The organism is Halobacterium rubrum, assembly GCF_021729015.1.
Taxonomy (GTDB): Archaea; Halobacteriota; Halobacteria; order Halobacteriales; family Halobacteriaceae; genus Halobacterium; species Halobacterium rubrum.
In genome coordinates this window covers 354,006-377,672 of the sequence record NZ_JAJQQZ010000001.1, presented here as the reverse complement: position 1 = coordinate 377,672, position 23,667 = coordinate 354,006, and the positions used below count along the sequence as shown (strand labels likewise).

Annotated in this window: 26 protein-coding genes; 18 read left to right on the top strand and 8 right to left on the bottom strand. The window is 66.0% G+C overall.

What is annotated here, in order from left to right:
- Window positions 1-26: 26 nt before the first annotated feature.
- Window positions 27-914, bottom strand: coding sequence for an HNH endonuclease (locus tag LT971_RS01940; RefSeq protein ID WP_237005166.1), 888 nt, complete (start codon window positions 912-914; stop codon window positions 27-29).
- A 55-nt stretch (window positions 915-969) separates the two neighbouring features.
- On the opposite strand from LT971_RS01940, the gene LT971_RS01935 reads away from it, so the two are divergent.
- Both LT971_RS01935 and LT971_RS01930 read left to right on the top strand, forming a co-directional pair.
- Window positions 970-2,121: a restriction endonuclease gene (locus tag LT971_RS01935; RefSeq protein ID WP_237005165.1), complete on the top strand. Its 1,152-nt coding sequence runs from the start codon at window positions 970-972 to the stop codon at window positions 2,119-2,121.
- Complete coding sequence (locus LT971_RS01930; RefSeq protein WP_237005164.1) at window positions 2,114-4,081, top strand: ATP-binding protein; 1,968 nt, start codon at window positions 2,114-2,116, stop codon at window positions 4,079-4,081. The genes LT971_RS01935 and LT971_RS01930 overlap by 8 nt, the downstream gene beginning before the upstream one ends.
- A 14-nt stretch (window positions 4,082-4,095) precedes the next feature.
- Here LT971_RS01930 and LT971_RS01925 read toward each other — a convergent pair whose 3' ends face one another.
- Both LT971_RS01925 and LT971_RS01920 read right to left on the bottom strand, forming a co-directional pair.
- Window positions 4,096-4,383, bottom strand: coding sequence for a winged helix-turn-helix domain-containing protein (locus LT971_RS01925; RefSeq protein WP_503488457.1), 288 nt, complete (start codon window positions 4,381-4,383; stop codon window positions 4,096-4,098).
- A gap of 16 nt (window positions 4,384-4,399) precedes the next feature.
- Window positions 4,400-4,687, bottom strand: a complete 288-nt coding sequence (locus tag LT971_RS01920) for a winged helix-turn-helix domain-containing protein (protein ID WP_503488456.1) — start codon at window positions 4,685-4,687, stop codon at window positions 4,400-4,402.
- Between the two features lie 233 nt (window positions 4,688-4,920).
- On the opposite strand from LT971_RS01920, the gene LT971_RS01915 reads away from it, so the two are divergent.
- From LT971_RS01915 to LT971_RS01900, 4 genes are all read left to right on the top strand, one after another.
- Window positions 4,921-5,472 carry a hypothetical protein gene (locus LT971_RS01915; RefSeq protein ID WP_237005161.1) on the top strand — a complete coding sequence of 184 codons (552 nt, stop codon included), beginning with the start codon at window positions 4,921-4,923 and terminating at the stop codon, window positions 5,470-5,472.
- Entirely contained in the window at window positions 5,465-5,758 is a 294-nt protein-coding gene (locus LT971_RS01910; RefSeq protein ID WP_237005160.1) for a PadR family transcriptional regulator, read from the top strand. Before LT971_RS01915 ends, LT971_RS01910 begins: the two co-directional genes overlap by 8 nt.
- A gap of 118 nt (window positions 5,759-5,876) precedes the next feature.
- The gene (locus LT971_RS01905; protein ID WP_237005159.1) at window positions 5,877-6,092 is read left to right on the top strand and encodes a hypothetical protein; all 216 of its coding nucleotides are present in this window, start codon (window positions 5,877-5,879) and stop codon (window positions 6,090-6,092) included.
- Between the two features lies 1 nt (window position 6,093).
- Window positions 6,094-7,116, top strand: coding sequence for a tyrosine-type recombinase/integrase (locus LT971_RS01900; RefSeq protein WP_237005158.1), 1,023 nt, complete (start codon window positions 6,094-6,096; stop codon window positions 7,114-7,116).
- A 215-nt stretch (window positions 7,117-7,331) separates the two neighbouring features.
- On the opposite strand, the gene LT971_RS01895 is transcribed toward LT971_RS01900, so the two are convergent.
- Window positions 7,332-7,634: a DUF7526 family protein gene (locus LT971_RS01895; protein ID WP_237005157.1), complete on the bottom strand. Its 303-nt coding sequence runs from the start codon at window positions 7,632-7,634 to the stop codon at window positions 7,332-7,334.
- A 112-nt stretch (window positions 7,635-7,746) separates the two neighbouring features.
- Between LT971_RS01895 and LT971_RS01890 the strand changes: the two genes are divergently transcribed.
- On the top strand, window positions 7,747-8,118 hold the full coding sequence (locus LT971_RS01890; RefSeq protein ID WP_237005156.1) for an archaellin/type IV pilin N-terminal domain-containing protein: 372 nt from the start codon (window positions 7,747-7,749) through the stop codon (window positions 8,116-8,118).
- A 19-nt stretch (window positions 8,119-8,137) separates the two neighbouring features.
- Here the strand turns inward: LT971_RS01890 and LT971_RS01885 are convergent, their stop codons facing one another.
- Window positions 8,138-9,811, bottom strand: a complete 1,674-nt coding sequence (locus LT971_RS01885; RefSeq protein WP_237005155.1) for a histidine kinase N-terminal 7TM domain-containing protein — start codon at window positions 9,809-9,811, stop codon at window positions 8,138-8,140.
- A gap of 265 nt (window positions 9,812-10,076) precedes the next feature.
- Between LT971_RS01885 and LT971_RS01880 the strand changes: the two genes are divergently transcribed.
- The 10 genes from LT971_RS01880 (at window position 10,077) to LT971_RS01835 (ending at window position 19,679) form a co-directional block, all read left to right on the top strand.
- The gene (locus LT971_RS01880; protein ID WP_237005154.1) at window positions 10,077-11,330 is read left to right on the top strand and encodes a 4Fe-4S ferredoxin N-terminal domain-containing protein; all 1,254 of its coding nucleotides are present in this window, start codon (window positions 10,077-10,079) and stop codon (window positions 11,328-11,330) included.
- Window positions 11,327-12,658: an NrfD/PsrC family molybdoenzyme membrane anchor subunit gene (gene nrfD, locus LT971_RS01875; RefSeq protein WP_237005153.1), complete on the top strand. Its 1,332-nt coding sequence runs from the start codon at window positions 11,327-11,329 to the stop codon at window positions 12,656-12,658. Before LT971_RS01880 ends, nrfD begins: the two co-directional genes overlap by 4 nt.
- Entirely contained in the window at window positions 12,658-12,882 is a 225-nt protein-coding gene (locus LT971_RS01870; RefSeq protein ID WP_237005152.1) for a hypothetical protein, read from the top strand. Before nrfD ends, LT971_RS01870 begins: the two co-directional genes overlap by 1 nt.
- 80 nt (window positions 12,883-12,962) lie before the next feature.
- Window positions 12,963-14,165: an Mrp/NBP35 family ATP-binding protein gene (locus tag LT971_RS01865; protein ID WP_237005151.1), complete on the top strand. Its 1,203-nt coding sequence runs from the start codon at window positions 12,963-12,965 to the stop codon at window positions 14,163-14,165.
- 148 nt (window positions 14,166-14,313) lie between these two features.
- Window positions 14,314-16,962 carry an ATP-binding protein gene (locus LT971_RS01860; RefSeq protein ID WP_237005150.1) on the top strand — a complete coding sequence of 883 codons (2,649 nt, stop codon included), beginning with the start codon at window positions 14,314-14,316 and terminating at the stop codon, window positions 16,960-16,962.
- Window positions 16,962-17,243, top strand: coding sequence for a DUF7854 family protein (locus tag LT971_RS01855; RefSeq protein WP_237005149.1), 282 nt, complete (start codon window positions 16,962-16,964; stop codon window positions 17,241-17,243). Before LT971_RS01860 ends, LT971_RS01855 begins: the two co-directional genes overlap by 1 nt.
- A gap of 49 nt (window positions 17,244-17,292) precedes the next feature.
- Window positions 17,293-17,634, top strand: coding sequence for a DUF7855 family protein (locus tag LT971_RS01850; protein WP_237005148.1), 342 nt, complete (start codon window positions 17,293-17,295; stop codon window positions 17,632-17,634).
- A complete protein-coding gene (locus LT971_RS01845) occupies window positions 17,631-18,461 on the top strand; it encodes a DUF7856 family protein (protein WP_237005147.1) in 831 nt (276 codons plus the stop codon). The genes LT971_RS01850 and LT971_RS01845 overlap by 4 nt, the downstream gene beginning before the upstream one ends.
- A gap of 25 nt (window positions 18,462-18,486) precedes the next feature.
- Entirely contained in the window at window positions 18,487-19,023 is a 537-nt protein-coding gene (locus LT971_RS01840) for a DUF7857 domain-containing protein (protein ID WP_237005146.1), read from the top strand.
- Window positions 19,020-19,679, top strand: coding sequence for a MinD/ParA family ATP-binding protein (locus LT971_RS01835; protein WP_237005145.1), 660 nt, complete (start codon window positions 19,020-19,022; stop codon window positions 19,677-19,679). The genes LT971_RS01840 and LT971_RS01835 overlap by 4 nt, the downstream gene beginning before the upstream one ends.
- Here the strand turns inward: LT971_RS01835 and LT971_RS01830 are convergent.
- Window positions 19,658-20,521, bottom strand: coding sequence for a transcription initiation factor IIB (locus LT971_RS01830; protein WP_237005144.1), 864 nt, complete (start codon window positions 20,519-20,521; stop codon window positions 19,658-19,660). The two genes, LT971_RS01835 and LT971_RS01830, sit on opposite strands and share 22 nt — an antisense overlap.
- Window positions 20,522-20,694: 173 nt before the next feature.
- On the opposite strand from LT971_RS01830, the gene LT971_RS01825 reads away from it, so the two are divergent.
- Window positions 20,695-21,201: a DUF7858 family protein gene (locus tag LT971_RS01825; RefSeq protein WP_237005143.1), complete on the top strand. Its 507-nt coding sequence runs from the start codon at window positions 20,695-20,697 to the stop codon at window positions 21,199-21,201.
- Here the strand turns inward: LT971_RS01825 and LT971_RS01820 are convergent.
- Entirely contained in the window at window positions 21,193-21,936 is a 744-nt protein-coding gene (locus tag LT971_RS01820; protein ID WP_237005142.1) for a P-loop NTPase family protein, read from the bottom strand. The two genes, LT971_RS01825 and LT971_RS01820, sit on opposite strands and share 9 nt — an antisense overlap.
- Window positions 21,937-21,967: 31 nt before the next feature.
- Window positions 21,968-23,647, bottom strand: a complete 1,680-nt coding sequence (locus LT971_RS01815) for a sensor histidine kinase (protein ID WP_237005141.1) — start codon at window positions 23,645-23,647, stop codon at window positions 21,968-21,970.
- Window positions 23,648-23,667: the final 20 nt, after the last annotated feature.

Below are 23,667 nucleotides of genomic sequence, written 5' to 3'. Positions count from 1 at the left end.
GTGACATTGCTGCTGGTAGTTTTCTCCTACTGAATCAACTGATTATGGTAACGTAGAGCTGCCTTGCTCAATTCGTGATCGTCTCGCAGAGTTAGCTCTCCGCCATCAGTCTCATCTTCATAATCATGCTCAATTTCGAGACTGTCCGGATCTACAGAGATGTTACCATAATCGAAGTCAGCATGATGGTTTGGGCAGAGAACAAGAAGATTAGAGGCCTCATCGGGACCATTATGTGGTCGTCCGAGTGGCCGAATATGATGGCACTCAGAATACAGTCCGTCTAGTGTGCCACGTCGTTGGTCACCACACACCTGACACCGGTGATCGTACTTCTCTTTTAATCTGCGAGCAAGTTCCGTATTTCTAATTATGCGGCTTACCGAGGTTTCAGCGCGTTTTGGTTGATTTATATCTGGAGTGGTCTCCACCTCAGAATTGCTGTGATTCAGTTCAGTCCCAGTTTTCCCTTCGTTATTAGCTTCGGCAAATTCGAGTTCGAACTCGTATACGTAGCGGCCTTCTGAGGGTGTGTATGAGTATGAGATTACTTCGACTTGCCCCTCAAATGTCCAGTTTCCTTGCTCCGAGTTTTCGTGGAATAAGAAAATAGGTAGAGGCGTGTTGATAGCATCGCGAAGTTCCTTGTTCCCTCGCTGCATTCGCTGATTCTCTTCACCAGGGCGATCTACGTCAGGGCCCTGCGGATTCTCTCCTACAAAAGTGAACGTCTCGCCATCAGCGGAGTCCTCGTATCTGTCTCCTTCACCAGCAAACAGCCAGAGGTATTTTTGGCCCTTTTCATCATATCTAATCTCGATCCCCTTCCCTGTGGTTCCTTGCCCAAATAAATCGTCAAACTCGGAGAGAGATAAAGACTGACCACGTGCTAGTTCGACATTCTCAAGCAACATACACCGTAATTCTCGTCCGGTAATTTAATACCTAACGAATTTTCAATTTAGTACGATGAGTAAGGTGCGGGGACAAGAGGAAACGATTACCCGAATTCAGGAAATTGATCGCTACGAATTCGAGGACTTCGTAGCTGAGATTTTCGATGAAGCAGGGTGGGACACCGAGGTCACGCAAGACTCCGGTGATGGCGGTGTTGACGTCGTCGCTCGTAGATACACGTTTGTTGAAGAAAAGGCGTCTATACAGGTGAAACGCCCTGATAGAGGAAATAAAGTTGGGCGACCAGATCTTCAGCAGTACGCTTCAATAGACCGTGACGATCCAGACACTGATTTCGTCGTCGTCGTTACGTCATCACCGTTCTCGACTAAAGGATATGAATATGGTGCCGAAAATAACATTAAACTCATCGACGGTGCGATGTTGGCGGGCTTCATCGAAGCTCAAGATGCTACCAGCAAACTCGACTCTTATGCTCCCCCCATCGAAGATATCGACGTAGAGGAGGAAGTATTCTCACCAGCGGGTGAGTACCGAGAGGACTACCTCCGAAAGCGACCAGTCGAAGCGTCAACGAGGCTATTCAACGCAAAGGACCTCTTGGATGCGGTAGACATAATTCGAGACAGCGAGGTAGGGAAACAGCAGATAGAAGCGCTGGACGAACTTCGAGAGAGCATCGAGGCAGAAGACAAACATATTCCAGAGCCAGTTTTTGCTGAGTACCCACAGTTCGTTGACGAAAACTGGTATGATGTCAGGAGTTTAGATGACGTAGCAGAAACCATTAGAGAAGCCGCGAAAGACCATTATTTTACTCCTGAGGATTACGAGGTTATTGTCTTCTGTCACAACGAATCGATATCTGTGCAAGTCCTATTGCCGTGTGACTCAACAGTCTCCAGAAAGGAGTATGAGTTCTTGGAGTCGTGTGTGGACGCAATTCCGCAAATAGATGCTGTGAATGAGGACGATCCCGACGGACGGGTCTTCGGGTGCGAACTTGAGTCTGTACGGGGGAAATTAGAGAGGAACAAAACGTGGGGGATTGTGGCAAAGACTTATCCAAAAGTGCTTGAAAGGTCGATAAACACAAATAATGAACTCCTTAATGCTGTCCGACCTTATTTCCGCGCATCAGAGAATGAGGAGATTATCGAGAAAATAGAGCGACTTCAGGCGTTTGCTCAAGACAATGAGTGAATCAGATTCCACCCCAGAAGACGGCATCGACGAGCCCGACCTAACCATGACGCTGGACATGAACATCCTCCAGCACCTCGGGCTGAAGATGTATACCAGTCTCCCCGCTGTAATCTCTGAGTACGTCGCGAACGCCTGGGACGCAGGCGCGACTGAAGTCGACATCGACGTCCCTACGGATGAGTCGATGAGCGACGACTACGAGATTACAATTGAAGACAATGGAATTGGGATGGACTACGATGAGGTCGAAGAGAAGTTCCTCGTAGTCGGACGTAACCGGAGACAAGACGAAGAGCAGGACGTAGTCGATATTCGGGGCATGACTCGGCCCGTGATGGGGCGTAAGGGGATCGGCAAACTGGCGGGATTCGGAGTTGCTGGGAAAGTCGTAATTCAGACGTTTAAGGACGGGAAGCATGTCGAGTTTGAGCTCGACTACGACCAGATGAAAGAAAGAGGGAATGAAGCAGACCCTGCTGATACGAGCACATACGACCCTGAAGTTACTGATTATGGTTCGAGTGCGGACAAAGATCACGGCACCATCGTCACACTGACCGACTTGAATCGTGAGCGCCGTCCTACGACCAGGTACATCAAGGAACGGTTAGCACGGAGGTTCTCGGTCATTGACGAAGATTTCGTCGTCAGAGTAAACGGGGAGCGTATCGAACCATCTGACCGGGGGCTGCGAAGGAAGTGCTCGTACGTAGAGGAATACGACGAGCAAATCGAGGATTCAGAAGGTAATCAGTACCCGGTTAAGGGTTGGATTGGGACGATGGAAGATCCAGTCGAGAGTGACGAACAGAAGGGTGTTGCAGTCATGGCTCGTGGGAAACTCGTCCAAGAGCCCACATTCTTAGGAGTTAGTGCAGCTACCAGTGGTCAGTTCGCGCTTGAATATGTCGTCGGTGAAATCCATGCAGACTTCGTGGATCGAGAAGATTTGGACCTGATTTCGACGGATCGGAGCAGCCTCGCGTGGGGTAAGGAACCCGCCACGCAACTACGAGAGTGGATAAAGGAAGAACTCGTCAATGTGGCGGATGCAGGAGCCGAAAAGCGGTCGAGTGAAGCGACGAAGGCAGCTAAAGAGACCGAGAGTTACGACGACCGTATCACTAGTCTTCCAGATGACAAACAAGAGGAAATAGATGAGTTCATCGGAAAAGCAGCTCAACACCGTGATTTCGAGTCAGGAGAGAAAGATGAGTTCATCGAGAAGGTAGCTGATAGTGCCGAGCGAGAGGTCTTCACGGATTTCATTACGGATATGCAGGACGTCGATGTCGCCGACACAGATGCTGTGTTCGACTTGTTCGACCGATGGGAAGTTATCGACGCGCTGGAATTAATGCAGGTTGCTCGAGGTCGCTTAGAGACGATTTCGAAGTTCCGCTCTCTCATCGACTCTGATGCTCAAAACGAGGAGTACGTCCACGACTTCATTTCCGAAAATCCGTGGGTGATGGAGCCTCGGTGGGATTACGTCGATGACGAGCCAAAGTATAGCGACGAAATCAAAGAGCAATTCCCTGCCGAAAACGTCCACGACAACCCTGATACGAGGCTCAAAATCCTCTGTCTGGGATACGGTGAGAACCTGAACATTGTCGAAATCATGAGCCCATCGGATACTATCGAACGCCGTCATCTGAGTAACCTAGAGTTGTACGTGGACCACCTCCGGAGCTCTATATCGGAACAGGATGACCTCTACCGAAGTGTCAGCGGTTACGTGATTGGGGGAGAAGTGTCTGAAGGTGCCGCAGGCAAGATTAAACGCCTTGAGAGCGACGATTTATACGGTCGGACCTACGAGCGGATGCAGGATATTGCAGAGAATACGTTCGACCAGTTCCTGGAAGTATTCAGGGAGAAGGCACAGAAGACAGGCGATGAACGCCTCCTGAACCGAGTCGAGAGTCTAGAGGAGGAGGCAGCAGGAGACTAATCGCGGGACAAAATTTAGCGAACTCTCTTTGGTCTCGGCTTCGGCTGATTCTCGGCGTCGAGTTCACCCTCGAGATACAGCTGTCCCCACGTCGTGATCTCGTAGATGTCCTCGTGTTCCCGACCGACCAGACCGGCATCAGCCAACATCTGCAGGCGCTCGCGAATCCGTCCGCGAGAGACCTGCATCTCTTCGAAGCGGGGATGCTGTGCGAGCATTCGCGGCGTCGACCAGTCCTGTTCGCCGAGGTGTTCGAGGAGCCGTTCGTCCAACTGCCGCATCCAGGTGGCCGTCTTTCTCATCGTTGGGAGGGGGCGACTACGACTGCGCTTTCTCGCCGTTACCGTTCGGGTCCTCGATGTCGTCGGCGTCGAGGTCGCCAGCGAGGTAGTCCTCGCCGCGCTGGGTGATGACGTAGACGCCGTTGCCGAGGTGCTGGAGCATTCCGTACTCGGCAAGTCGGCGGAGTCGCCGGGAGATTTGGGACTTTGAGACCCTGATGTAGCCAGAGTCCTCCAGCTCTGCTGGAGAGCCTGATTCCTCTTCCTGAATGTACTCGAGTATCCGGTCGTCCCAAATCGTCATCCACGAGCCCGACTTTCTCATCACCAGCAAATGTGGCGCGGTAGCCCCTAATCATCCGCAAAATAGTACTGCTGCTGTAGACAAAGCACTTGTGCTGCTTTGGCTAAACAAGTGCTTCGTCGTTGCATTTATGCTCCGCCAGTCACACAGGGGTAGATGCGAGACCGCTGGCTGGTCGTGGAAGACTGTTGTCGGACGTAGAAGGCCGGGACGTGCTAGAACACGCCCCGAGACGCGGTTTCGCTGTGTCAGCTATGACCGCGAAATCCCACGCGGGCAATCAAGCCCGCACGACCAGAGACGCGTCGCTCCCCCAAGAATCCACCGAGCGCACGCCCTGCGACGACTGCGGCGTCCGCGACGCCGAGGGCATGAATCCCCCCGGGCGGTCGCTCTGCCGGCCGTGTGCGCGCCGAGCGAAGACGCTCATCGCCGACGGCGGGCACGTCGTCGAGGACGACGAAGACGACGTCGAGGTGACGCGCGAGATGTTCGAGCGCGGCATCGAAGCGCTGCGCGGCGCCGAACACACCCTCGACGAATTCCAGTCGGAGCTCACCGACATCGACACCGGCCTCACTCACTCCAACACCGTGAGCCTGCTGTACGGCCGGCCGAACGACCTCACCAAGACGAACATCCGGAACGGCTTCGAGACGTTCGAAGACCTCGAAGCGAAGTCCACGCGCTACCTCCTGAAGCGCCTACTCGCCGACGAAGGCAGCCTCACCATCAAGGAGGCAGATGCGTTCCTTCAGGAAGTCGAGCGTCTCGAACAGCGCTACGGAGGTGAGAACGATGACTGACGCCTCGATCGCCGGCCTCTCGGCGTTCCAGCGCGACGTGCTGTGGACGCTCGCGAAGGACGGCGCGAGCAAAGGCCTCGCCGTCAAGGACTCGCTGGAGGACTACTACGCCGAGAACGTCAACCACGGCCGGCTGTACCCGAATCTCGACGCGCTCGTCGACCACGGGCTCGTCGCGAAGAGCCAGCGGGACCGCCGGACCAACGAGTACCAGCTCACCGACGCCGGCCGCGCGGCGCTCGCCGACCGCCTCGACTGGCAGGACACCGAGGAGGTCCAGCGATGAGCGACGGACTCGTCTGCGACGACTGTGGCGATGACCTGAAGGCCGACACCATCAGCCTCGCCGACGCCTCGCGCTGCAAGGACTGCGTCGAGGACGACGACGAGGAGGGCGAGTGACGATGTTCGTGCTCGTCGAGTACACGGACACGCTCGGCCGGAAGACCCGGCTCGCCGTCGACGACGACGCGTGGGTCCGACAGGAGTGGCGCCGCGGCCGCTGGTGGACGTCGGAACGCCACCCCATCGAGGACGTCCGGAGCGTCCTCGGTGAGGACGTCACCGACGGCGACCAGCTGGTCGGCGAGGAGCAGGCTGCGGCTCCGGAGGGTGCCTGACGTGCAGCCCGAGGACCTCACTCCCCGCGAGGCGTGGGAGCGGTACGTCGACCGGCGGCGGCCCGAGTCCACCGAGCACTCGACGAAGAGCTACCACTACCGGCTCAAGCAGTTCGTCGAGTGGTGCGAGCGCCAGCAGGTCGAGCGCGTCGGCGACCTCACCGGCTGGACGTTCGAGAACTACGAGACCCACCGCGCCGGCGAGGACATCGCCCCCATCACGCTCCGGAACGAGCTGAAGACGCTCCGGAAGTTCGTCGAGTACCTCGAACGCATCGAAGCCGTCGACGACGGCCTCACCGAGAAGGTCCACGTCCCGACGGTCGACCCCAGCGAGAAGTCAAGCGACGTCAAGCTCGCCACCGCCGACGCCGAGGCGCTTCTGGAGTACTACCGCGAGCACCAGTTCGGCACGCGCGACCACGCCCTGCTGGAGATCCTCTGGACGGTCGGCTGCCGGCTCGGCGCCGTCCGCGCGCTCGACGTCCGCGACTTCCACCCCGACGACCAGTTCCTCGAGTTCGTCCACCGGCCCAGCACCGGCACCCCGCTCAAGAAGAAAGACCAGGGCGAGCGCCCCGTCGCGCTCGCGGACACGACCGCCGACGCCATCCGCGGGTACCTCGCGGACGGCCAGCGCTGGGACGTCCACGACGACCACGGCCGGAAGCCGCTGTTCGCCAGCCGGCTCGGCCGCCCCACCGCCAACACCGTCCGCGTCTGGACGTACATGGCGACGCTACCCTGCATCTACGCCGGGTGCCCGCACGGCCGAAAGCGCGACACCTGCGAGTTCACTGAACGCGGCCACGCCTCGAAGTGTCCGAGCTCGCGCAGCCCCCACCAGATCCGCACGGGCTCGATCACGTGGCAACTCGACGCCGGCCTGCCGCCGGAAGTCGTCGCCACGCGCGTCAACGCCTCCGTAGAGACCATCGAACGCCACTACGACAAGGCGACGCCCCGGGAGCGCATGGAGCACCGGCGGCGCGCCTACGTCGACGACCTCGACATCCACTCATGACGACCCAACAACCCACGAGTCGCGACTCCGCGAGAGACGAAATCAGACGCTTCAGAACCGGACAGAGGCATACTCGGGCGGTCCCACTTTTCACGAGCGAACGTGCAACCTCTGTCAGTCTCGGCTCCGACAGTACCACGGGGTCGAGGGGCGTCGTCTGGGTGGACGTTCACGAATGCCGTGACGGCGAAACGGCCGACAGCGAACTGCTCGAGTTACGGGTCGCGGTCGGTGACGCCGACCGCTTCGTAGACGCCGGTGAGATTCGTCTCGACGACCTGGGCCGTGAACTCTTCGCCTTCAGCGACGCCCTCGTCGGCGACGACGGTGACGGCCTCGATGGGGGTGCGGCGGAAGAACGCGAGGATTCGTTCGAGCCACGACGGTTTCCCGCCTTTCCGGCAGACGAGGACGTGGCGGCCGGCGGCGAGCTCCGCCAGTTCCGGCTGGAGGTCCGCCTCCTCGAGTTCGTCGGGCGCGAGGGCGTGGACGACGTCGGCAGTCAGCGTCTCGGGCACCTTCGAGGGTCGGAGCGGCCGGGAGTTGAGTGTTGCGCGTGGCGCCGGGTCGAGTATCGTCTGCGATAGCCACGGGAGTACACATATACGTGGGACGCAGATACTGGCGGGTATGATTCCGGCGCCGTCCGACGAGCGAGCGACGTCACCCGCGGTAGGCGTGGTGCTGTTGCTGGCCGTCGCCGTCGTGGTCGCAGGGGCGGTCGGGGTGGGCGTGCTCACCGAAGGCGAGGGGGTGACGGCGGGCGTCCAGATTGCGGCGACGGACGGGGAAGCCACCGTGATGTGGACCGAGGCGGGGAACGCGAACTACATCGAGGTGACGACCGGGAACTCGCTGGGGAACGCGACCATCGAGCAGGTCAACGAGACCGTCGAGTTGCCGAAAGACGTGGGGCGGGCGGGCGAGACGAATCTGGTCGTTCGGGCCGTGAACAACGAGAGCGAGCGCGTCATCGAGGAACAGGAGATCGAACTGGACTGACCGCCGGCGCGCCCGGCAGTCACTCGGGAGGTTCGGTGAGCGCGAGCGGGGCGGGTTCGGTCGCGATTTCGAGGCGGAGGCCGTCCCGGTAGTCGGTGTCGACGGTGACCGTCCAGCCGTGGACGCGGGCGAGCGTCTGGACGTTCGGGAGGTGCATGCCGGCCTGCGTCGACGGAACGGCGTCGCCGTAGTCGAAGAAGCGTTCGGTGTCGGTGACCGAGGGCGCTGCGCCGTCGTCCTCGATGGTGAACGTCTTCTCGCCGATATCGACGGCGACGTGACTGGCGTCGTTGTCGACGGTGAACTCGAAGGCGGCCTCGAAGAGGTCTTCGAGGCGGACGCGGTCGGCGTCGACGGTGGCGTCGCCCGTGACTGTGAGTTCCGAGTCGCCGGTGTCCGTGGTCTGCCAGGCCGCCCGGGCCGCCTCGCGGACGTCGACGGTGTCGGTGTCGCGGAGCGTGCGGCCGTGGCGGGCGAGCGTCGAGAGGTCGCCGACGCGGTCCTCCATGCGGTCGACGGCCTCCGAGACGCGTTCGAGGGACTGCCGGGCGCCGGTGACGTCCTCGGACTCGAGTGCGCTGGCGGCCTGCGACGTGTACCCCGTGGCGACCTGGATGGCGTTCCGGAGTTCGTGGTTGACGCCCGCGGCGAACCCCTCGAGCTGGGCGTTGTGGCGTTCGACCTCGCGTCGTTGGCGTTCGGTCTCGGTGATTTCGGTGAAGACGGCGACGCGGCCGAGGCTGCTGGCGCCCAGCGAGAACGTCGACTCGGCGACGAGGTAGTACTCGGTGTCGTCGCCGCGGCGGACGGCGAGCACGTCGTCGTCGCCGTCGATGTGGGCCGCAATCGTCGGCGCGGAGTCGGCGAGCGACTTCCCGACTGCGCCGTCGAGGCTCGGGAGGCGAGCGCGGGCGTTGTCGTTGACCGCGCGGACGCGGTCGTCGTCGTCGAGCAGAACGACCGGCTCGTCGATGTCACCCGTGAGCTGGACGGCGAGGAAGCGGTTCTCGTGGACGAAGAGGACGCCGACGGCGAACACGGCGACGCCGAGCGGCGAGTGGATGATGTCGACGAGCCGCGGACTCGCGAAACTGTACACGTCCAGGATGGCGGGTACCGCCATCACGCCGACGAGTGCAGCGAGCGGCCGCGTGCCGTAGTCCGCTTCGCGGAACAACTCGAACAGCATGAACATCCCAATCCCGGCAAGCGCGTACGACAGGCCGGTGACGCCCCAGTGGAAAATGCCGTGTTCGACGACGAAGAACGGGAACTCCGCGGGCTGGTAGGTCGCCCGGTAGTAGAGGTGGTGGATGGGGTTGGTGAGTTTCACGGCGACCACGGCGAGGTACGTGAAGATACTCCCGGTGACCACCGCGGTGTCGCGGTGGAGAACGCGGCCGGTGTACGCCGAGCAGAAGTACAGCCACGCCCACACGGTCGAGAACCCGAGCACGAGGCCGACGAGGTAGGCGGTGTCGGCGACCAGTTCGGACGGTGCGAGCAGCGTGATGGCGTGGGTGGCGGACCAGCCGCTGGCGGTCGCGAGCAACACGACCAGTCCGTGGCGCGTCTCCCGGTCTTCGACGCGTCGAGCTCGCCAGCTGCTGGCGGCCGACACGACCGCTGCCAGCACGAACAGCCCGGCGTACGCGATGTCGATTGTCGCGATACCGAGCGTCGAACTCGTCACTGCTGGTCCTCCGTCACAGGACTCTCACGGAGCCGGAGGGTACTAAGGGTTGGCTTCACCGCCAGCCGTTCCGCGACCGGGTCAGCCACGGCCTCGTCTCCTCGACTAACATCTTCGGGCCGGTGCCCAGTTCGTGAAAACGGGGTGGGCTGTTCTTGCCCGTCGTGTCGTAACGCCCGGTACAGGCGGGTAGCCGCGGAGTGGCGACGGAACCGACGGCGGCTGGCTGGGCCGCTGCGCCGCTCCCGACCCGGAGGAGATACGAATGCCAGACGAGGACAAAACTGACCAGACGACTTCGTTCAGCGAAGACGAGACGAGGCGCATGGAACGCGTACTCGACGACACCGAGTACGACACCGAGCTCGGCGTCGAGATGGCGAAAGACGCCCAGCGAGTCGCGGCCGGCGAACTCGGCGAGGCCGAGTTCTACCGCCAGTACCACGAGGACATCCTCGAGGAGTTCGGCGAGGACGACCGCGAACTCAACGGCCTCCTCGACGACGTCGGCAACGTCGACGCCGGGGACGGCGAGGGGGTCGGCGACAAGCTCCAGGCGCTCGCCGACGAGAAAGACCTCTCCCGGCGCGAAGTGATGAAGAAGGGCGGCGCCGCCGTCGCCGCGCTCAGCATCTTCGCCAGCGCGGGCGAGAACCGCGCGGCGTCGGCCGAGGGCGAGGGCGGCGACGAGTACGACGGCACCCGCTGGGGGATGACGATCAACCTCAACAACTGCGACGGGTGTCTGGCGTGTATGGTCGCCTGCGACCAGGAGCACAAGCTCTCGGGGGGCGCCAACTGGATGTACGTCTTCACGTACGAGGACGACCACCAGGACGACGAGAACTTCCTCGTGCGGCCGTGCCAGCACTGCACGGACTCGCCGTGTACGAAGGTGTGTCCGGTCGGTGCTCGCCACACCCGCGAGCAGGACGGTCTCGTGCTAACGGACTACGAGATCTGTATCGGCTGCCGGTACTGCGAGGTCTCGTGTCCGTACGGCGTCAACTACTTCCAGTGGGGCGAACCCGACCACCCGCAGTCCGAGATTCCCGAGAGCCAGTCCCAGGACGAGCGCGGCCGCTGGGTCGGTGCCCGCCCGCCCGAGGGCGTGATGGGGAAGTGCACGTTCTGCGTCGACCGCCAGGACGGCAAGATGGGCGACGACAAGATCGGCACGACGGCCTGCGAGGAGGCGTGCGCGATGGACGCCATCCACTTCGGCGACCTCAACGACCCCGAGAGCGCGCCGAACACGCACCTCGAACAGTACAAGGACGAACAGGAAAACGACATGACGTTCCAGAACCGGAAGGAACACACCGTCTCCACGTTCCAGCTGATGGAGGAGCGCGGCACGGACCCGAACGTCCGGTACGTCGGCAACGAGCCGTCCCAGGACGCCGAGCAAGTCGAGGGGCCCGTCTCCTACGAGGACGTCGGCCTCGTCGACGACCGCAAGGAGGAGGTCCTGGACAACGGCGCGATGGCCAACCAGGAGGGAGGTGAAGAGGCATGAGCACCGACGTCGGGCGTGAAACCCTGACTCGGCCGATTCAGGCGCCGTCGAAGCGGTACGTCGGCGCGCTGCTCGCCGCGCTCGCGGGCATCGGCGTCTGGCTGTTCTTCTACTACCAGCAGCTGTCGAACGGCCTCATCGTCACGAACCTCGCCGACTGGGGGTCCGGCGGCGGCGTCCCGTGGGGGCTGTACATCGGGGCGTTCATCTGGTGGGTCGGCATCGCCCACGGCGGCATCATCCTCTCGGCCGCGGTCCGGCTGCTCGGCATGGACACCTACCAGCCGGTCGCGCGCATGGCCGAGTTGCTCACCATCGCCGCACTCACCTGCGCCGGCCTCTACATCATGATCCACGTCGGCCGGCCGGACCGGCTCGTGACGAGCGTCGTCCCGGCGTGGCCGACGCGCGTCCAGTGGTCGCCGCTCATGTGGGACGTCACCGTCATCACGGCGTACTTCGTGCTGACGGCGACCTACCTCCTGCTCACCATCCGGTACGACATCCACCGCCTGCGTGACCGGCTGCCGGACACCTTCGAACCGCTGTACAAGGCGCTCATGCTGGGGTACAGCGAGAAGGAGGACCAGGTCGTCGAGCGCATGGTGTGGTGGCTCGCGTTCGCCATCATCATCATGGCGCCCCTGCTGTTGCACGGCGGCGTCATCCCGTGGCTGTTCGCCCTGCTGCCGTCGATGGCGGGCTGGGCGGGCGGCGTCCAGGGGCCGTCGTTCCTCTCCATCGCGCTGACGTCGGCCGTCAGCGGCATCATCATCATCGCGGCGGCGTTCCGGTACGTCTACGACTGGGAGGAGCTCATCCCCGACCAGGTGTTCTACGGCCTGTCGAAGTGGCTCGGCTTCTTCGCTCTACTCTTCCTCTGGCTGCAGCTCCAGCAGGTGATGACGGGCATCTTCGCGGCGCCGACAACGCTCCAGCACGCCACCGAGGTGAAGCTCTCGACGCCCGTCTACTGGGTCGCCATCGGCCTGGTCGGCCTCGGGCTGCTGTACATCTTCGCGTCCGCGCTGAAGGCGTCGCTGTTCTCGATTCCGCGCATCGTCGCGGTGTCGTTCCTCGTGCTCGTCGGAACGCTCATCGAGAAGACGCTGTTCGTCGTCGAGGGACTCCAGCACGCCCACTTCGCGCTGTACGACGGTGTCCCCGGCCACTACATCCCGTCGCCGGTGGAGCTGTCCTCGATTCTGGGCGCGGTCGGCATCGTCGTGCTGTTCTTCCTCGTCGTCTCGAAGGTCATCCCAGTCGTCGAACTGCACGCCATCCAGGACCACCACGACGACGCGGAGGCCACGGAGGTGAGTGACTGATGGCGCTTCCGCCGTTCGTGCTCCCGTTCGTCGGCCCGGGCACGTACCTCATCTTCGGCATCGTCCTGTTGCCCATCTACCTGATGCTGGCGGCGTGGGTGGTCGGGAAGCCAACCGACGCGAAGCGCGTCGCGCTCGGCGTTGGCTACCTCGTCGGGCTGACGACGACGCTGTGGGGAAGCCTGTTCGTCGCCACGATGGTCATCGACGTGGTGTTCTTCTGAACGCCGCGCGCTGACCACCTCGAATCGCGCTGCGACCGCACTCGACCGACCACGACTCGACGCGACCCCGGCACCACACCATGACACCCACTGCATCCGAACTCAAACAGCAACTCAGAGCGGTAGAGGACCCAGACAACGGCGACGACGTCGTCTCGATGGGACTGGTCAACGACATCGCCATCGGGGAGGACGACGAGGCACGAATCTCGCTGGCGTTCAACGCGCCGTACTCGCCGACGGAGATGGAGATCGGCAACGAGATCCGGGACGTCGTCGAGGACGCCGGTCTGGAACCGGACCTGCGCGCGAGCGTCGGCGAGGACCAGGGCTTCGACGAGGACGTCCTGCCCGGCGTGAAGAACATCGTCGCCGTCGCGTCCGGGAAGGGCGGCGTCGGGAAGACGACCGTCGCCGCGAACCTCGCAGCGGGCCTGAACGACCGCGGGGCGCGCGTCGGCATCCTCGACGCCGACGTCCACGGCCCGAACGTTCCCCGGCTGCTGCCCACGGAGAACGACCCCGGGATGACGCCGAACGAGGAGATCGTGCCGCCGGCGTCGGACGGCGTGCGCGTGATGAGCACCGACCACATGATGCCGGACGGCGACGACCCCGCCGTCCTGCGCGGCCCGATGGTGAACAACGTGATGATGAAGTTCATCAACGAGGTCGAGTGGGGGCGGCTGGACTACCTCGTCGTCGACCTGCCGCCGGGCACCGGTGATGCCTCGCTGAACCTCCTGCAGACGCTGCCGCTGGCGGGCGTCGTCGTCGTCACGACCCCACAGGAGATGGCGGTCGCGGACGCCCGGAAGGGGCTCAAACTCTTCGAGAAGCACGACGCCCCCATCCTCGGCGTCGTCGAGAACATGGCCGCGTTCCAGTGTCCGGACTGCGGCGACACCCACCGCGTGTTCGGCGAGGGCGGCGGCGACGAGATTCGCGAGGACTACGGCGTCCCGGTGCTCGCCGAGCTCCCCGTCCACCCCGACTTCGACAGCGGCGACATGGCGGGCCCGACCATCCGCGAGGAGGACAGCGAGGTCCGCGAGGACCTCTTCGAGTTCGTGGACGCCACCGCCGACCGCATCGGGGAAGTGAACCGCGCGAAGGTCGCCGGCGAGGTCGGCCTCGACAGCCAGGAGTCGGTGCCGGGCGGCGGTGACGGCGACGACAGTCCCGACAGCGACGCCGCTGACGACAGCCCCGAAGCAGACGGAGTTGAGAAGTCGGCTGACACCACGGAAGACGTCGAAGCGCCGGACTCCACGGCCGACTGACGCCCGCCGCAGTCGCTCCTAGCACCGTCTCCCGCCGCTTCTTGCACTCCTCGCTGCGGGCTGTCGAAGCCCGAACTAGGCAGCCGACCAGTTCCACCCCGGTTTGCGAACCTTCTTAGGCCAGCGAGCACTACCCCGGAAGGACAGAATGGCCCAGGCCGCCAACCAGGAGCTCGTCGACCGATTCGAGGAGTTCTACCGCCGGTACTACAGCGAGGACGTCGCGCAGCTCGCGCGCGAGTACCCCCGCGAGTCGAAGTCGCTCGAGCTGGACTGGCGGGACCTCTACCAGATGGACCCCGACCTGGCCGACGACTACATCAACCACCCCGACCAGCTCCAGGAGGCCGCCGAGGAGGCCCTGCGGCTCTACGACCTCCCCGTCGACGTCAGCCTCGGACAGGCCCACGTCCGCGTCCAGGGCCTCTCCGAGCACACCGAAATTCGGGAGATTCGGGCCGAGCACCTCAACACGCTCGTCTCCGTGCAGGGGATGGTGCGGAAGGCGACCGACGTCATGCCGAAGATCCAGCGCGCCGTCTTCGTCTGCCAGCGCTGCGGCGCCGAGACCGAAGTCCCGCAGGGCGACGCCGGCTTCCAGGAGCCCTACCAGTGCGAGTCCTGCGAGCGCCAGGGCCCCTTCAAGCTCGACCCCGACCGCTCGGAGTTCGTCGACTCCCAGAAGCTCCGCGTGCAGGAGTCCCCCGAGGGGCTGGCGGGTGGCGAAACCCCCCAGAGCATCGACATCCACATCGAGGACGACGCCACCGGCGAAGTCACGCCCGGCGACCACGTCACCGTCACCGGCGTCCTCCGCCTCGACCAGAGCGAGGAGGCCACCGACTCCCCCGTCTTCGAACACTACATGGAGGGGTCGTCGGTCGTCATCGAGGACGCCGAGTTCGACGAGATGAACATCACCGAGGAGGACAAAAAAGAGATCATCGAGCTCTCCGACCACGACGACATCTACGAGGAGATGGTCGACTCGATGGCGCCCGCCATCTACGGCCACCGGGAAGCCAAACTCGCGATGATCCTCCAGTTGTTCTCCGGCGTCACCAAACACCTCCCGGACGAATCCCGCATTCGCGGCGACCTCCACATGCTGCTGATAGGGGACCCGGGTACCGGGAAGTGCGTGCGCGGCGATACCACTGTGACGCTCGCGGACGGCAGTGAACACGAGATTCGAGACCTCGTCGAGTCGAATCTCGACGACCCGAAGCCCGTCGACGACGGCGTCTGGGACGACGCCGACCTCGCGGTTCCGTCGCTCGCACCGGACGGCACGCTCGTGCAGCGCCGCGCGACGAAGGTCTGGAAGCGCGAGGCGCCGGAGACGATGTACCGCGTCCGAACGGCCAACGGCCACGAGGTCACCGTCACGCCGAGCCACCCGCTGTTCGTCCCGGGTTCGCAAGGCCCCGAAGCAGTCCGAGCCGACGACCTCGAACCCGGGCAGTTCGTGGGAGTGGAACCAGACGGCTACGACCCGAGTCAGGTCGCAACCGACGGTGGGGTCGTGCATGAGCGCGCTCCAGCCCCACTCTCCGAGGAGGAAAGCTCAGAGAGTGTCGAATGGACTCGCATCGAGACTATCGAAGAGGTCGAGACCGACGAGGAGTGGGTGTACGACCTCGAAGTCGAGGGGACGCACAACTACCTCACAGACGGCGTGGTCTCGCACAACTCCCAGATGATTTCGTACGTCCAGAACATCGCGCCGCGCTCGGTCTACACCTCCGGGAAAGGGTCCTCAGCGGCGGGCCTCACGGCCGCAGCTGTACGCGACGACTTCGGCGACGGCCAGCAGTGGACGCTGGAGGCGGGCGCGCTCGTGCTCGCGGACAACGGCGTGGCGGCGGTCGACGAGCTGGACAAGATGGCCGACGACGACCGGTCGGCGATGCACGAGGCGCTCGAACAGCAGAAGATCTCGATCTCGAAGGCGGGCATCAACGCGACGCTGAAGGCGCGGTGTTCGCTGCTGGGGGCGGCGAACCCGAAGTACGGGCGATTCGACCAGTACGAACCGATCGGCGAGCAGATCGACCTGGAGCCGGCGCTCATCTCGCGGTTCGACTTGATCTTCACGGTGACGGACGAGCCCGACCCCGAGGAGGACGCGGCGCTCGCCGAGCACATCCTGCAGACGAACTACGCCGGGGAGCTGAACACGCAGAACGAGCAGCTCGCGAACGCGAACTACAGCGAGGAGGAGATCGACAGCCAGACGGAGGAGGTGGCGCCGGCCATCGACCCGGACCTGCTGCGGAAGTACATCGCGTACGCTCGCCGGAACTGCTTCCCGACGATGACCGCCGAGGCCAAACAGGCCATCGAGGACTTCTACGTGGACCTGCGGTCGAAGGGCGCCGACGAGGACGCGCCCGTGCCGGTCACGGCCCGCCAGCTGGAGGCAATCGTGCGGCTGGCGGAGGCCTCCGCGCGGCTGCGGCTCTCCGACACGGTCGAGCAGGAGGACGCCGACCGCGTCATCTCCATCGTGCGGTCGTGTCTGCAGGACATCGGCGTGGACCCGGAGACGGGCGAGTTCGACGCCGACGTGGTCGAAACCGGGCAGTCGAAGACCCAGCGGGACCGCGTGAAGAACATCAAGGCGCTCATCGGCGAGATCGAGGAGGAGTTCGACGAGGGCGCCCCCGTCGAGGAGGTGCTCGACCGCGCAGAGGAGGTCGGGATGGACGCCGAGAAGGCCGAACACGAGATAGAGAAGCTCAAGGAGAAGGGCGAGCTCTACCAGCCGAACAAGGACCACCTGCGCTCGATCTGATGGACCGAATCTCTGCGCTCCGGAACGTCGAGGACGCGCTGGCGGACTTCGAGGACGGCGAGGCGAGCCTCGAGGACGTCGAGGACCGCGTGCTGGGCGTGTTGCGGACGTACGCGACGGAGTTCGAGGGCGAGGACGGCCTGTCCGCGTACCGGGCGACCGGCGATCCAGCCGTGGAGGGCGTGGTGGTCGTGGCGCCGGACGCCGAGACTGCGAGAGACCGGGTCGCGGCGCGAGTGGACGGAGCCGTCCCCGATTTCGACGTCCTCGACGCGACTTGATTGCACTTGTTCCGTAACTAATTTTTGTCGCTGTGTGGAAGCTCGGGTAGTGCTACTCGTGGTGACGTACGCGCGAGCGGCTCGCCAGACCCTGCGGAACGTCTGTGACGCCCACGAGGACTGCGTCGTCCGGCGGTTCGGGCGCGCCGCGTTGCTGCGGGAGACGGAGTTCGGCGCGTTCCAGGCGCTTCGGCTGCGGGAGAAACACGGCGACGACGTGCAGGTCGAGCGCACGGCGGCGTTCAACGAGTTCGCCGACGCCCCCGAGCGCGTGCGGTCGGCCGCCGAGGCCTACGAGGCCCGGGACGCGGCGAGCACGCCGTACGCGAAGTTCGCGGCGGGCAGCGAGGAGCATCCGGACCCCGAGTCGCTGCGGGACAGCGAGCTGTGAAGGTCGCGCTCGGCGGCGTCCAGCGGCGGGGCCGGACGGTCGACCTGCGGTCGGTGGACGTGACCGCCAGCGAGGTGGCCGCTGCGGTCCGCGACCCCGACGACGACCGAGTGTGCAGTCAGCGCCCCACCGCGGTCCACGAGCACGTCGGCGTCCTGGACAGGGAGGTCAGCGTGCCGGTTCGGGCGGCGCTGGCAGCCGCGGCGCGGAGCCGGGGCGCGAGGACCGAGTACGACGGCGACCTGCGGGCCGTCGAAGCCGAGCTCGCCGAGGTCTCGGTGGCGTCGGTCGACCTCGCCGGCGCCCGCGAACGAGTCGCCGAGACGGCCGAAGACGTCGAGCGGCTCCGCGAGCGAGTGGCGCGCGTGAGCGGTCGCGTCGAGGCGCGCCGGGGCGTCGGTGACGCTGACGCCGCCGCCGCCGAGGAGGCGCTCGCAGACGCGAACCGGGAGCTGGCGGCGGCGGAGACGGAACACCACGCGGCGCAGGAGGCGCTCGAACGGGCGAGGCGGCGGGCCCGGGAGGCACGGGACGCCCGGGAGCGCAGGCTGTCGCTGGAGGACCGGCTGGCGAACCTGCGGCGGGACGCGCGGCGAGCACTGGCCGAGCGGTGGGGTGAGCGGTTCCAGCGGGCGCTCGCCGCGCTGCCGTTCGCTGACGAGCCGACGGGCCCGGACGCCTTCGAGGGGCCGAACTGGGTCGCCGGGGCCGCCGTCGCCAGACTCGCTGCGCCGGGCGCGCCACTCGTGGTGGGGTCGAGCCTGTTCTCGAACGCGACCCGTGCGAGTGCAGCGCTGGACGCGCCCGTGGCGCTGGTAGAAGTTTAAGCACGGGAAGGAGGCCACCGACGGTATGCGCGTAGCGACCGAGACACACCGCCGGAACGGGGTCACGCTCGTGGCGGTGCGCGTCGAACACGACGGCGGTGGGAGGGGAAGCGGAACGGACGAGCGCGGCACCCAGCCGCGGCGGGTTCGGCTCGCGAACGAGTGCGCGGGACCAGTGTGGCCGCCGCGGGAGGACGGACTACCGGCGCCGGGCTGGGACGACGGCGGCTGGGAGGGCGTGCTCGCACCGGGGGAGGTCCGGCCGCTCGGATACGCGACGCCCGGCGAGCCGAGCGAGCCGCCGGTGACGGTGGCGTGGACCGAGCGCGCCGCCGACGGGCCGCCGAACGCCCGCGAGGCCGTCGCCGAGTTCGGCGACCCGCGGCCGCCCAGAGACGCCGTGCCGGCGCCCGACGCCGGGCTGCCCGAGTCGGTCCGAGACTGGCTGGGCGACGTCTCAACGCGAGCGACGGCCGACGTGGAGACGGCGGCCGACCGGGAGGCCGTGTCGGCGCTGGCGGCTCGCGCGAGCGTGCTCCGCGAGCGGGTGGGCGAGGAGTGATTCTGGCCGTCGTCGGCGGGAAGGGCGGCGTCGGGAAGACGACGGTCGCCGTGAACCTCGCTGCCGAGCTCGGTGCCGTGCTCGTGGACGCGGACCTCGGGATGGCGGACGTCCCCGCCGACCACGGCCCGGACCTCCACGACGTGCTGGCCGGGCGCGCCGACCCCGTCGAGGCAGTCGAGACGGACGGCGCCGTCTCGGTGCTTCCGTGTGGGCGGACGCTCGCCGGCGCCCGCGAGGGCGACCCCCGGAAGCTCGCGACCGTGCTCGATTCGGTCGCCAGCGAGTTCGGCGACGTGGTCGTGGACTGTCCGGCGGGCCTGCGCGCGGACGTCGGCGTGCCGCTGCTCGCGGCGGACGCCGCCGTGGTCGTCACGACGCCCGACCGCGCCGCGCTCGCCGACGCCGTCCGGGTGCGGTCGCTCGCCCGCGAACTCGACGCCGGGCTGGCGGCGGTCGCGTACAACCGCGCCGATTCGGGCGGCAACCGGGTGGCCGACGCGCTCGGCGCGCCCGCAGTCGCGGTCCCCGAGTCCGGGCCCCTCGAACGAGCCCTGTCGGCGGGGCTGCCGGTGCGTGCGGTCGCGGCGGAGTCGACTGCAGCCGGACGGTTCGCAGAACTCGGGGCGCTGGTTCAGTCCTGCCGGAGCTCGTAGTGGGTGGTGCGGAGCGTGACGGGCGTCACGTCCGCGACGTCGGCCGCCTCGGCCTGCGTGACGGCGTGGTCGGTGTCGGCGGCGGCCGTGTAGAGGCAGGCGGCGGCGACCCCGCTGGGGTTGCGACCGGAGACCGCGCCGGCCGCTTCGAGGTCGTCGACGAACGCGCGAGCGCGGTGTTCGACGTCGCTGGGGAGGTCGAGGGTGTCGGCGTACCGGGGCAGGTAATCGCGGGGGTCGATGGGGCCGGTGGGGAGGCCGAGTTCGGTGTTCATGGCGTCGTAGGCAGCGGTGAGTTCGTTCTCGTCGGCGCGCGCGGCCGCCGCGACCTCGCCGAGCGTGCGGGAGACACCGTTCGTGCGGCAGACGGCGTAGACGCCGGCGGCCGCGAACCCCTCGATGGTGCGGCCGCGGAGCAGGTCCTCGCTCTGCGCGGAGTCGAACAGCGCACACGCCTGGTCGCGGACGCTGCGCGGCAGCCCGAGCGTGCTGACGAGCCGCCGGATCTCGGTGAAGCCGTACACCTGGTTGCGTTCGGCCTTCGAGGAGATGGTGGCGCGCCTGTGCTGGCGGCGGAGCCGCGCGAACTTCCGGCGCTTGCGGCCCTTCAGCCGGGTCGAGCGACCGATCTCGGTGGAGAGCCCGCGGTCGTGCCGGGAGCGCGTGAGCGGCGCGCCGGTGCGTTCGGGGTTGCGTTCGGAGTCGTCGCCGAACGTCCGCCACTCGGGGCCCCGGTCGATTCGGTCCTCGTCGACGACGAGGCCGCAGTCGACGCAGACGCGTTCGGTGTCCTGTTCGCGGACGGTTCCCTGACACTCGGGGCAGCACTGTGCCTGACTCATCGTACCTGAACGTAGGCGCCGTAGCAGTATTTAAACGCGGGGCGAATCGCCGGAAATCGGCCGTCTCGAGGTTCCTGAACCTACCGGTAACCGGTAGGTTCCGGCGTACCGGCGGCGTTCAGTTCGCGTCTGTTTCGTCTAATTTTAAGTTCTGTGGGGCGGAAGAGCCGGGTATGGGACTGTCGGACATCGCGGAGGGGGTGGCGGTGACGACCAGCCAGCGCGAGCGCGGCGTGGCGAGTGTCGACCGCACGGCGGCGTCGCTGGCCGAGCGGCTGGCGGAGTACGCCGACGACCTGCCCTGTGGGGCGGAGGCGGCCGCCGACCTCGCTGAGGCGTACGCGGCCGGCGGGAGCGTCGGCGACGCGGCCAACGAGGTGGGCCTCGCACCGACGACGACGGCGAAGTGCCTCCACCGGCTGGGGTTCGAGGGACTGACGCCGTTCTCGCCGCTGCAGCGCGACGTGCTCGAGGACTGGCTGGACGCCGAGCTGTCGCGGGCAGACGCGCTCGCGCTGACTGACGCCAGCGAGCGCGAGTTCGCGCTCGCGGCGTACGTCGCCACCCACGACCGGCTGTCGGGGGCGGCCGAGGCGGTGGAGAGTACGCTGTCTCCCGGCGAGGACGCGATGGTCGCGAAGCGGGACGCGCTGGACGCGACGCTCCCCGAGTCAGGCTAGCTTCTCGCGGGCGGCGTCGAGCACGGAGTCGTCCTCGAAGTCGACGTCGACGGTCGTCTCGAACAGCGTCTCGGCGAGCGCCACGACCGACTCGGTGAAGGCGTCGGTGCCGTCGAGCGCGACGGGCGCGTCGGGAATCCCCGTCTCGTCGTGTTCGGGGACAGCGAGGCCCGCGTCCGGCGGTGCTGTCTGGGTCCGGTTGGCGACGACGTGGTCGCAGTCGGCGCCGACGTCGGCGAGGCGGCCGCGGACGCGCTGGAGGCTGTCGGCGCCGCGGTTACCGGGTGGCACCACGGCAGCGACGGCGTCGCTGGCGGTGACGGCGGCGACGGACTGGTTGGCGGCAACCGGCGGCGTGTCCACGAGCACGTAGTGGTGGGTCGCTGCGAGGTCGTCGAGGACAGCCTCGAACCGCTGGGCGGCCTCCGTAGTCTTCGCCTCGGCGACGCGCGTGAACGGCGCGAACGCCGGATACGCGGCCACGTCGCCGGGGGCGTCCGGGGCGAGGTCGTGGCGGGCGTCGGCGGGGTCGGCGTCACCGGCGAGGACTGCGGCGGCGTCGGGGTCGATGCGCCCGGCCACGTGCTGTGAGAGTCCCTGCGTAGCGAGTGCGGCGTCGAGGACGCCGACGCTGGCGCCGTCCCGCGCGAGCACGGCGGCAGTCTCGGTGGCGAGACGGGTGGCGCCGGCGCCGCCGGCGACGCCGACGAGTGCGGCGGTCGTTGTCGTCTCCATGCCATAGATTCGCTTTTTATCGTACTAAAATTTAGTCGTTCTGAGCCAGCGTTTCGACGCCCGCGAACTCGAAGCGTGCACCGCCGGCCTCGCTCTCGCCGACCGTCACCGTCCAGCCGTGTGCGCTGGCGATGCTCGCGACGATGGCGAGCCCGAACCCCGTGCCGCCCTCGGTGGTCGTCACGCCCGGTTCGAGGATGCGGGCGCGCTGGTCGACGGGAATACCGGGGCCGTCGTCGCCAACGGCGAAGCCGTCGTCGGTGGGGGCGACCGAGACAGTCACACTGGAGCCGCCGTGTTCGACAGCGTCCTGACGGGCCTGCGAGTCAGGGTTCGTGGAGCCGTGCTCCACGGCATTCCGGAAGAGGTTCTCGAACAGCTGCACGAGCCGGGTGCGGTCGGCAGCCAGCGTCCTGTCGCCGGCCACGTCGAGGGTGGCGTCACCGGTGCCGACGCCCGCCCAGGCCTCCTCGGCGACGTCCCGGAGGCTGCAGGGTTCGGTGTCGCCGATGGCTTCGCCCTGCCGGGCGAGCGCCAGCAGGTCCGCGACCAGCGACTCCATGCGGTCGAGCGCGTCGGCGACCGTCTCGAGGTTCTCGTCGTCCCGGGCCTCGCGGGCGAGGTCGAGCCGGCCCTGCGCGACGTTCAGGGGGTTGCGGATGTCGTGGCTGACGACGCTCGCGAACTGTTCGAGGCGCTCGTTCTGGCGTTCCAGTTCGCGGCGGTGGCGCTCGCTCTCGGTGACGTCCGAGAACAGCAACAGCTGGCCGACCCGGTTGCGGCCGACCGCGAACTGGTTGGCGGCCACCAGCAGCGACCGCGTCTCGCCGTCGACCTCGCGGTCGATGACGGCGTCGTCGGCCTCGACGACGCCCACGACGTCCGGCAGGACGTCGGCGACCGGGCGGCCGGTGGCGCCCTCGAGCGCCGGGAACAGTCCACCCGCCTCGTCGTTGTAGTCCCGGATGCGGTCGTCGGCATCGACGAACACCACGGGGTCGTCGAGCTGGCTGGTGACGCGGACGGTCTCGAACGTCCCCGTGAACAGGAACAGGGAGCCGACGGCGAACGCCGCGACGCCCAGCGGCTCGTAGGACATGTCGACGAGCCACGGCACTCGGGATCCGGCGACCGTGAGCGCGACGGGCAGCGCGGTGAGCGACGCGAGCCCGACGAGCGGCCGGGTGTCGAGGCTCGTCTGGTCGAACAGTTCGAGCAGCATGAAGTAGCCGACAGCGGACAGCGCGTACGCGAACCCGGCGACCAGCCAGTGCAGCGCGGCGCTCTGGACGGCGGCGTGCGGGAACGGCGTCGACGCTGCCGTCGTGGTGAAGTACGCGTGGTGCAGCGGATTCGTGACTTTCACCGCGACGACGACGGCGAACACCGCGACGGCGGCCCGCCGGTACCGGGGGTCGCGGTGCAGGCGACGGCCGGTGTACGCCGAACAGAAGTACAGCCACGCCCCCGGTGTGCTGAATCCCGCGACGAGCCCGAGGATGTGGAACGCGTTCGCGGCGTCGTCGGTCGGCGCGAGCAGGTAGCCGACGGCGGCGGCCGCCCAGAGGCCGCTGGTCGCGAGCAGCGCGGCGAGCCCGCGGCGCGTGTCGGCGTCCTCGACGCGACCGGTCCGCCGCAGACTCGCGAAACACGCGACTGCCGTCAGCGCGAACGCCGCGGTGTACGCCGCGAAGACGGCGGTCGCGGTCACGGCGCGTCAGCGCTCCGGGC

Coding starts and splice junctions, on each gene's coding strand:
- LT971_RS01870 (WP_237005152.1), top strand. CDS start 12,658: ATGGCGCTTCCGCCGTTCGTGCTCCCGTTCGTCGGCCCGGGCACGTAC.
- LT971_RS01855 (WP_237005149.1), top strand. CDS start 16,962: ATGGACCGAATCTCTGCGCTCCGGAACGTCGAGGACGCGCTGGCGGAC.
- LT971_RS01935 (WP_237005165.1), top strand. CDS start 970: ATGAGTAAGGTGCGGGGACAAGAGGAAACGATTACCCGAATTCAGGAA.
- LT971_RS01840 (WP_237005146.1), top strand. CDS start 18,487: ATGCGCGTAGCGACCGAGACACACCGCCGGAACGGGGTCACGCTCGTG.
- LT971_RS01910 (WP_237005160.1), top strand. CDS start 5,465: ATGACTGACGCCTCGATCGCCGGCCTCTCGGCGTTCCAGCGCGACGTG.
- LT971_RS01905 (WP_237005159.1), top strand. CDS start 5,877: ATGTTCGTGCTCGTCGAGTACACGGACACGCTCGGCCGGAAGACCCGG.
- LT971_RS01925 (WP_503488457.1), bottom strand. CDS start 4,383: ATGAGAAAGACGGCCACCTGGATGCGGCAGTTGGACGAACGGCTCCTC.
- LT971_RS01930 (WP_237005164.1), top strand. CDS start 2,114: ATGAGTGAATCAGATTCCACCCCAGAAGACGGCATCGACGAGCCCGAC.
- LT971_RS01920 (WP_503488456.1), bottom strand. CDS start 4,687: ATGAGAAAGTCGGGCTCGTGGATGACGATTTGGGACGACCGGATACTC.
- nrfD (WP_237005153.1), top strand. CDS start 11,327: ATGAGCACCGACGTCGGGCGTGAAACCCTGACTCGGCCGATTCAGGCG.
- LT971_RS01830 (WP_237005144.1), bottom strand. CDS start 20,521: ATGAGTCAGGCACAGTGCTGCCCCGAGTGTCAGGGAACCGTCCGCGAA.
- LT971_RS01940 (WP_237005166.1), bottom strand. CDS start 914: ATGTTGCTTGAGAATGTCGAACTAGCACGTGGTCAGTCTTTATCTCTC.
- LT971_RS01865 (WP_237005151.1), top strand. CDS start 12,963: ATGACACCCACTGCATCCGAACTCAAACAGCAACTCAGAGCGGTAGAG.
- LT971_RS01880 (WP_237005154.1), top strand. CDS start 10,077: ATGCCAGACGAGGACAAAACTGACCAGACGACTTCGTTCAGCGAAGAC.
- LT971_RS01915 (WP_237005161.1), top strand. CDS start 4,921: ATGACCGCGAAATCCCACGCGGGCAATCAAGCCCGCACGACCAGAGAC.
- LT971_RS01860 (WP_237005150.1), top strand. CDS start 14,314: ATGGCCCAGGCCGCCAACCAGGAGCTCGTCGACCGATTCGAGGAGTTC.
- LT971_RS01825 (WP_237005143.1), top strand. CDS start 20,695: ATGGGACTGTCGGACATCGCGGAGGGGGTGGCGGTGACGACCAGCCAG.
- LT971_RS01890 (WP_237005156.1), top strand. CDS start 7,747: ATGATTCCGGCGCCGTCCGACGAGCGAGCGACGTCACCCGCGGTAGGC.
- LT971_RS01820 (WP_237005142.1), bottom strand. CDS start 21,936: ATGGAGACGACAACGACCGCCGCACTCGTCGGCGTCGCCGGCGGCGCC.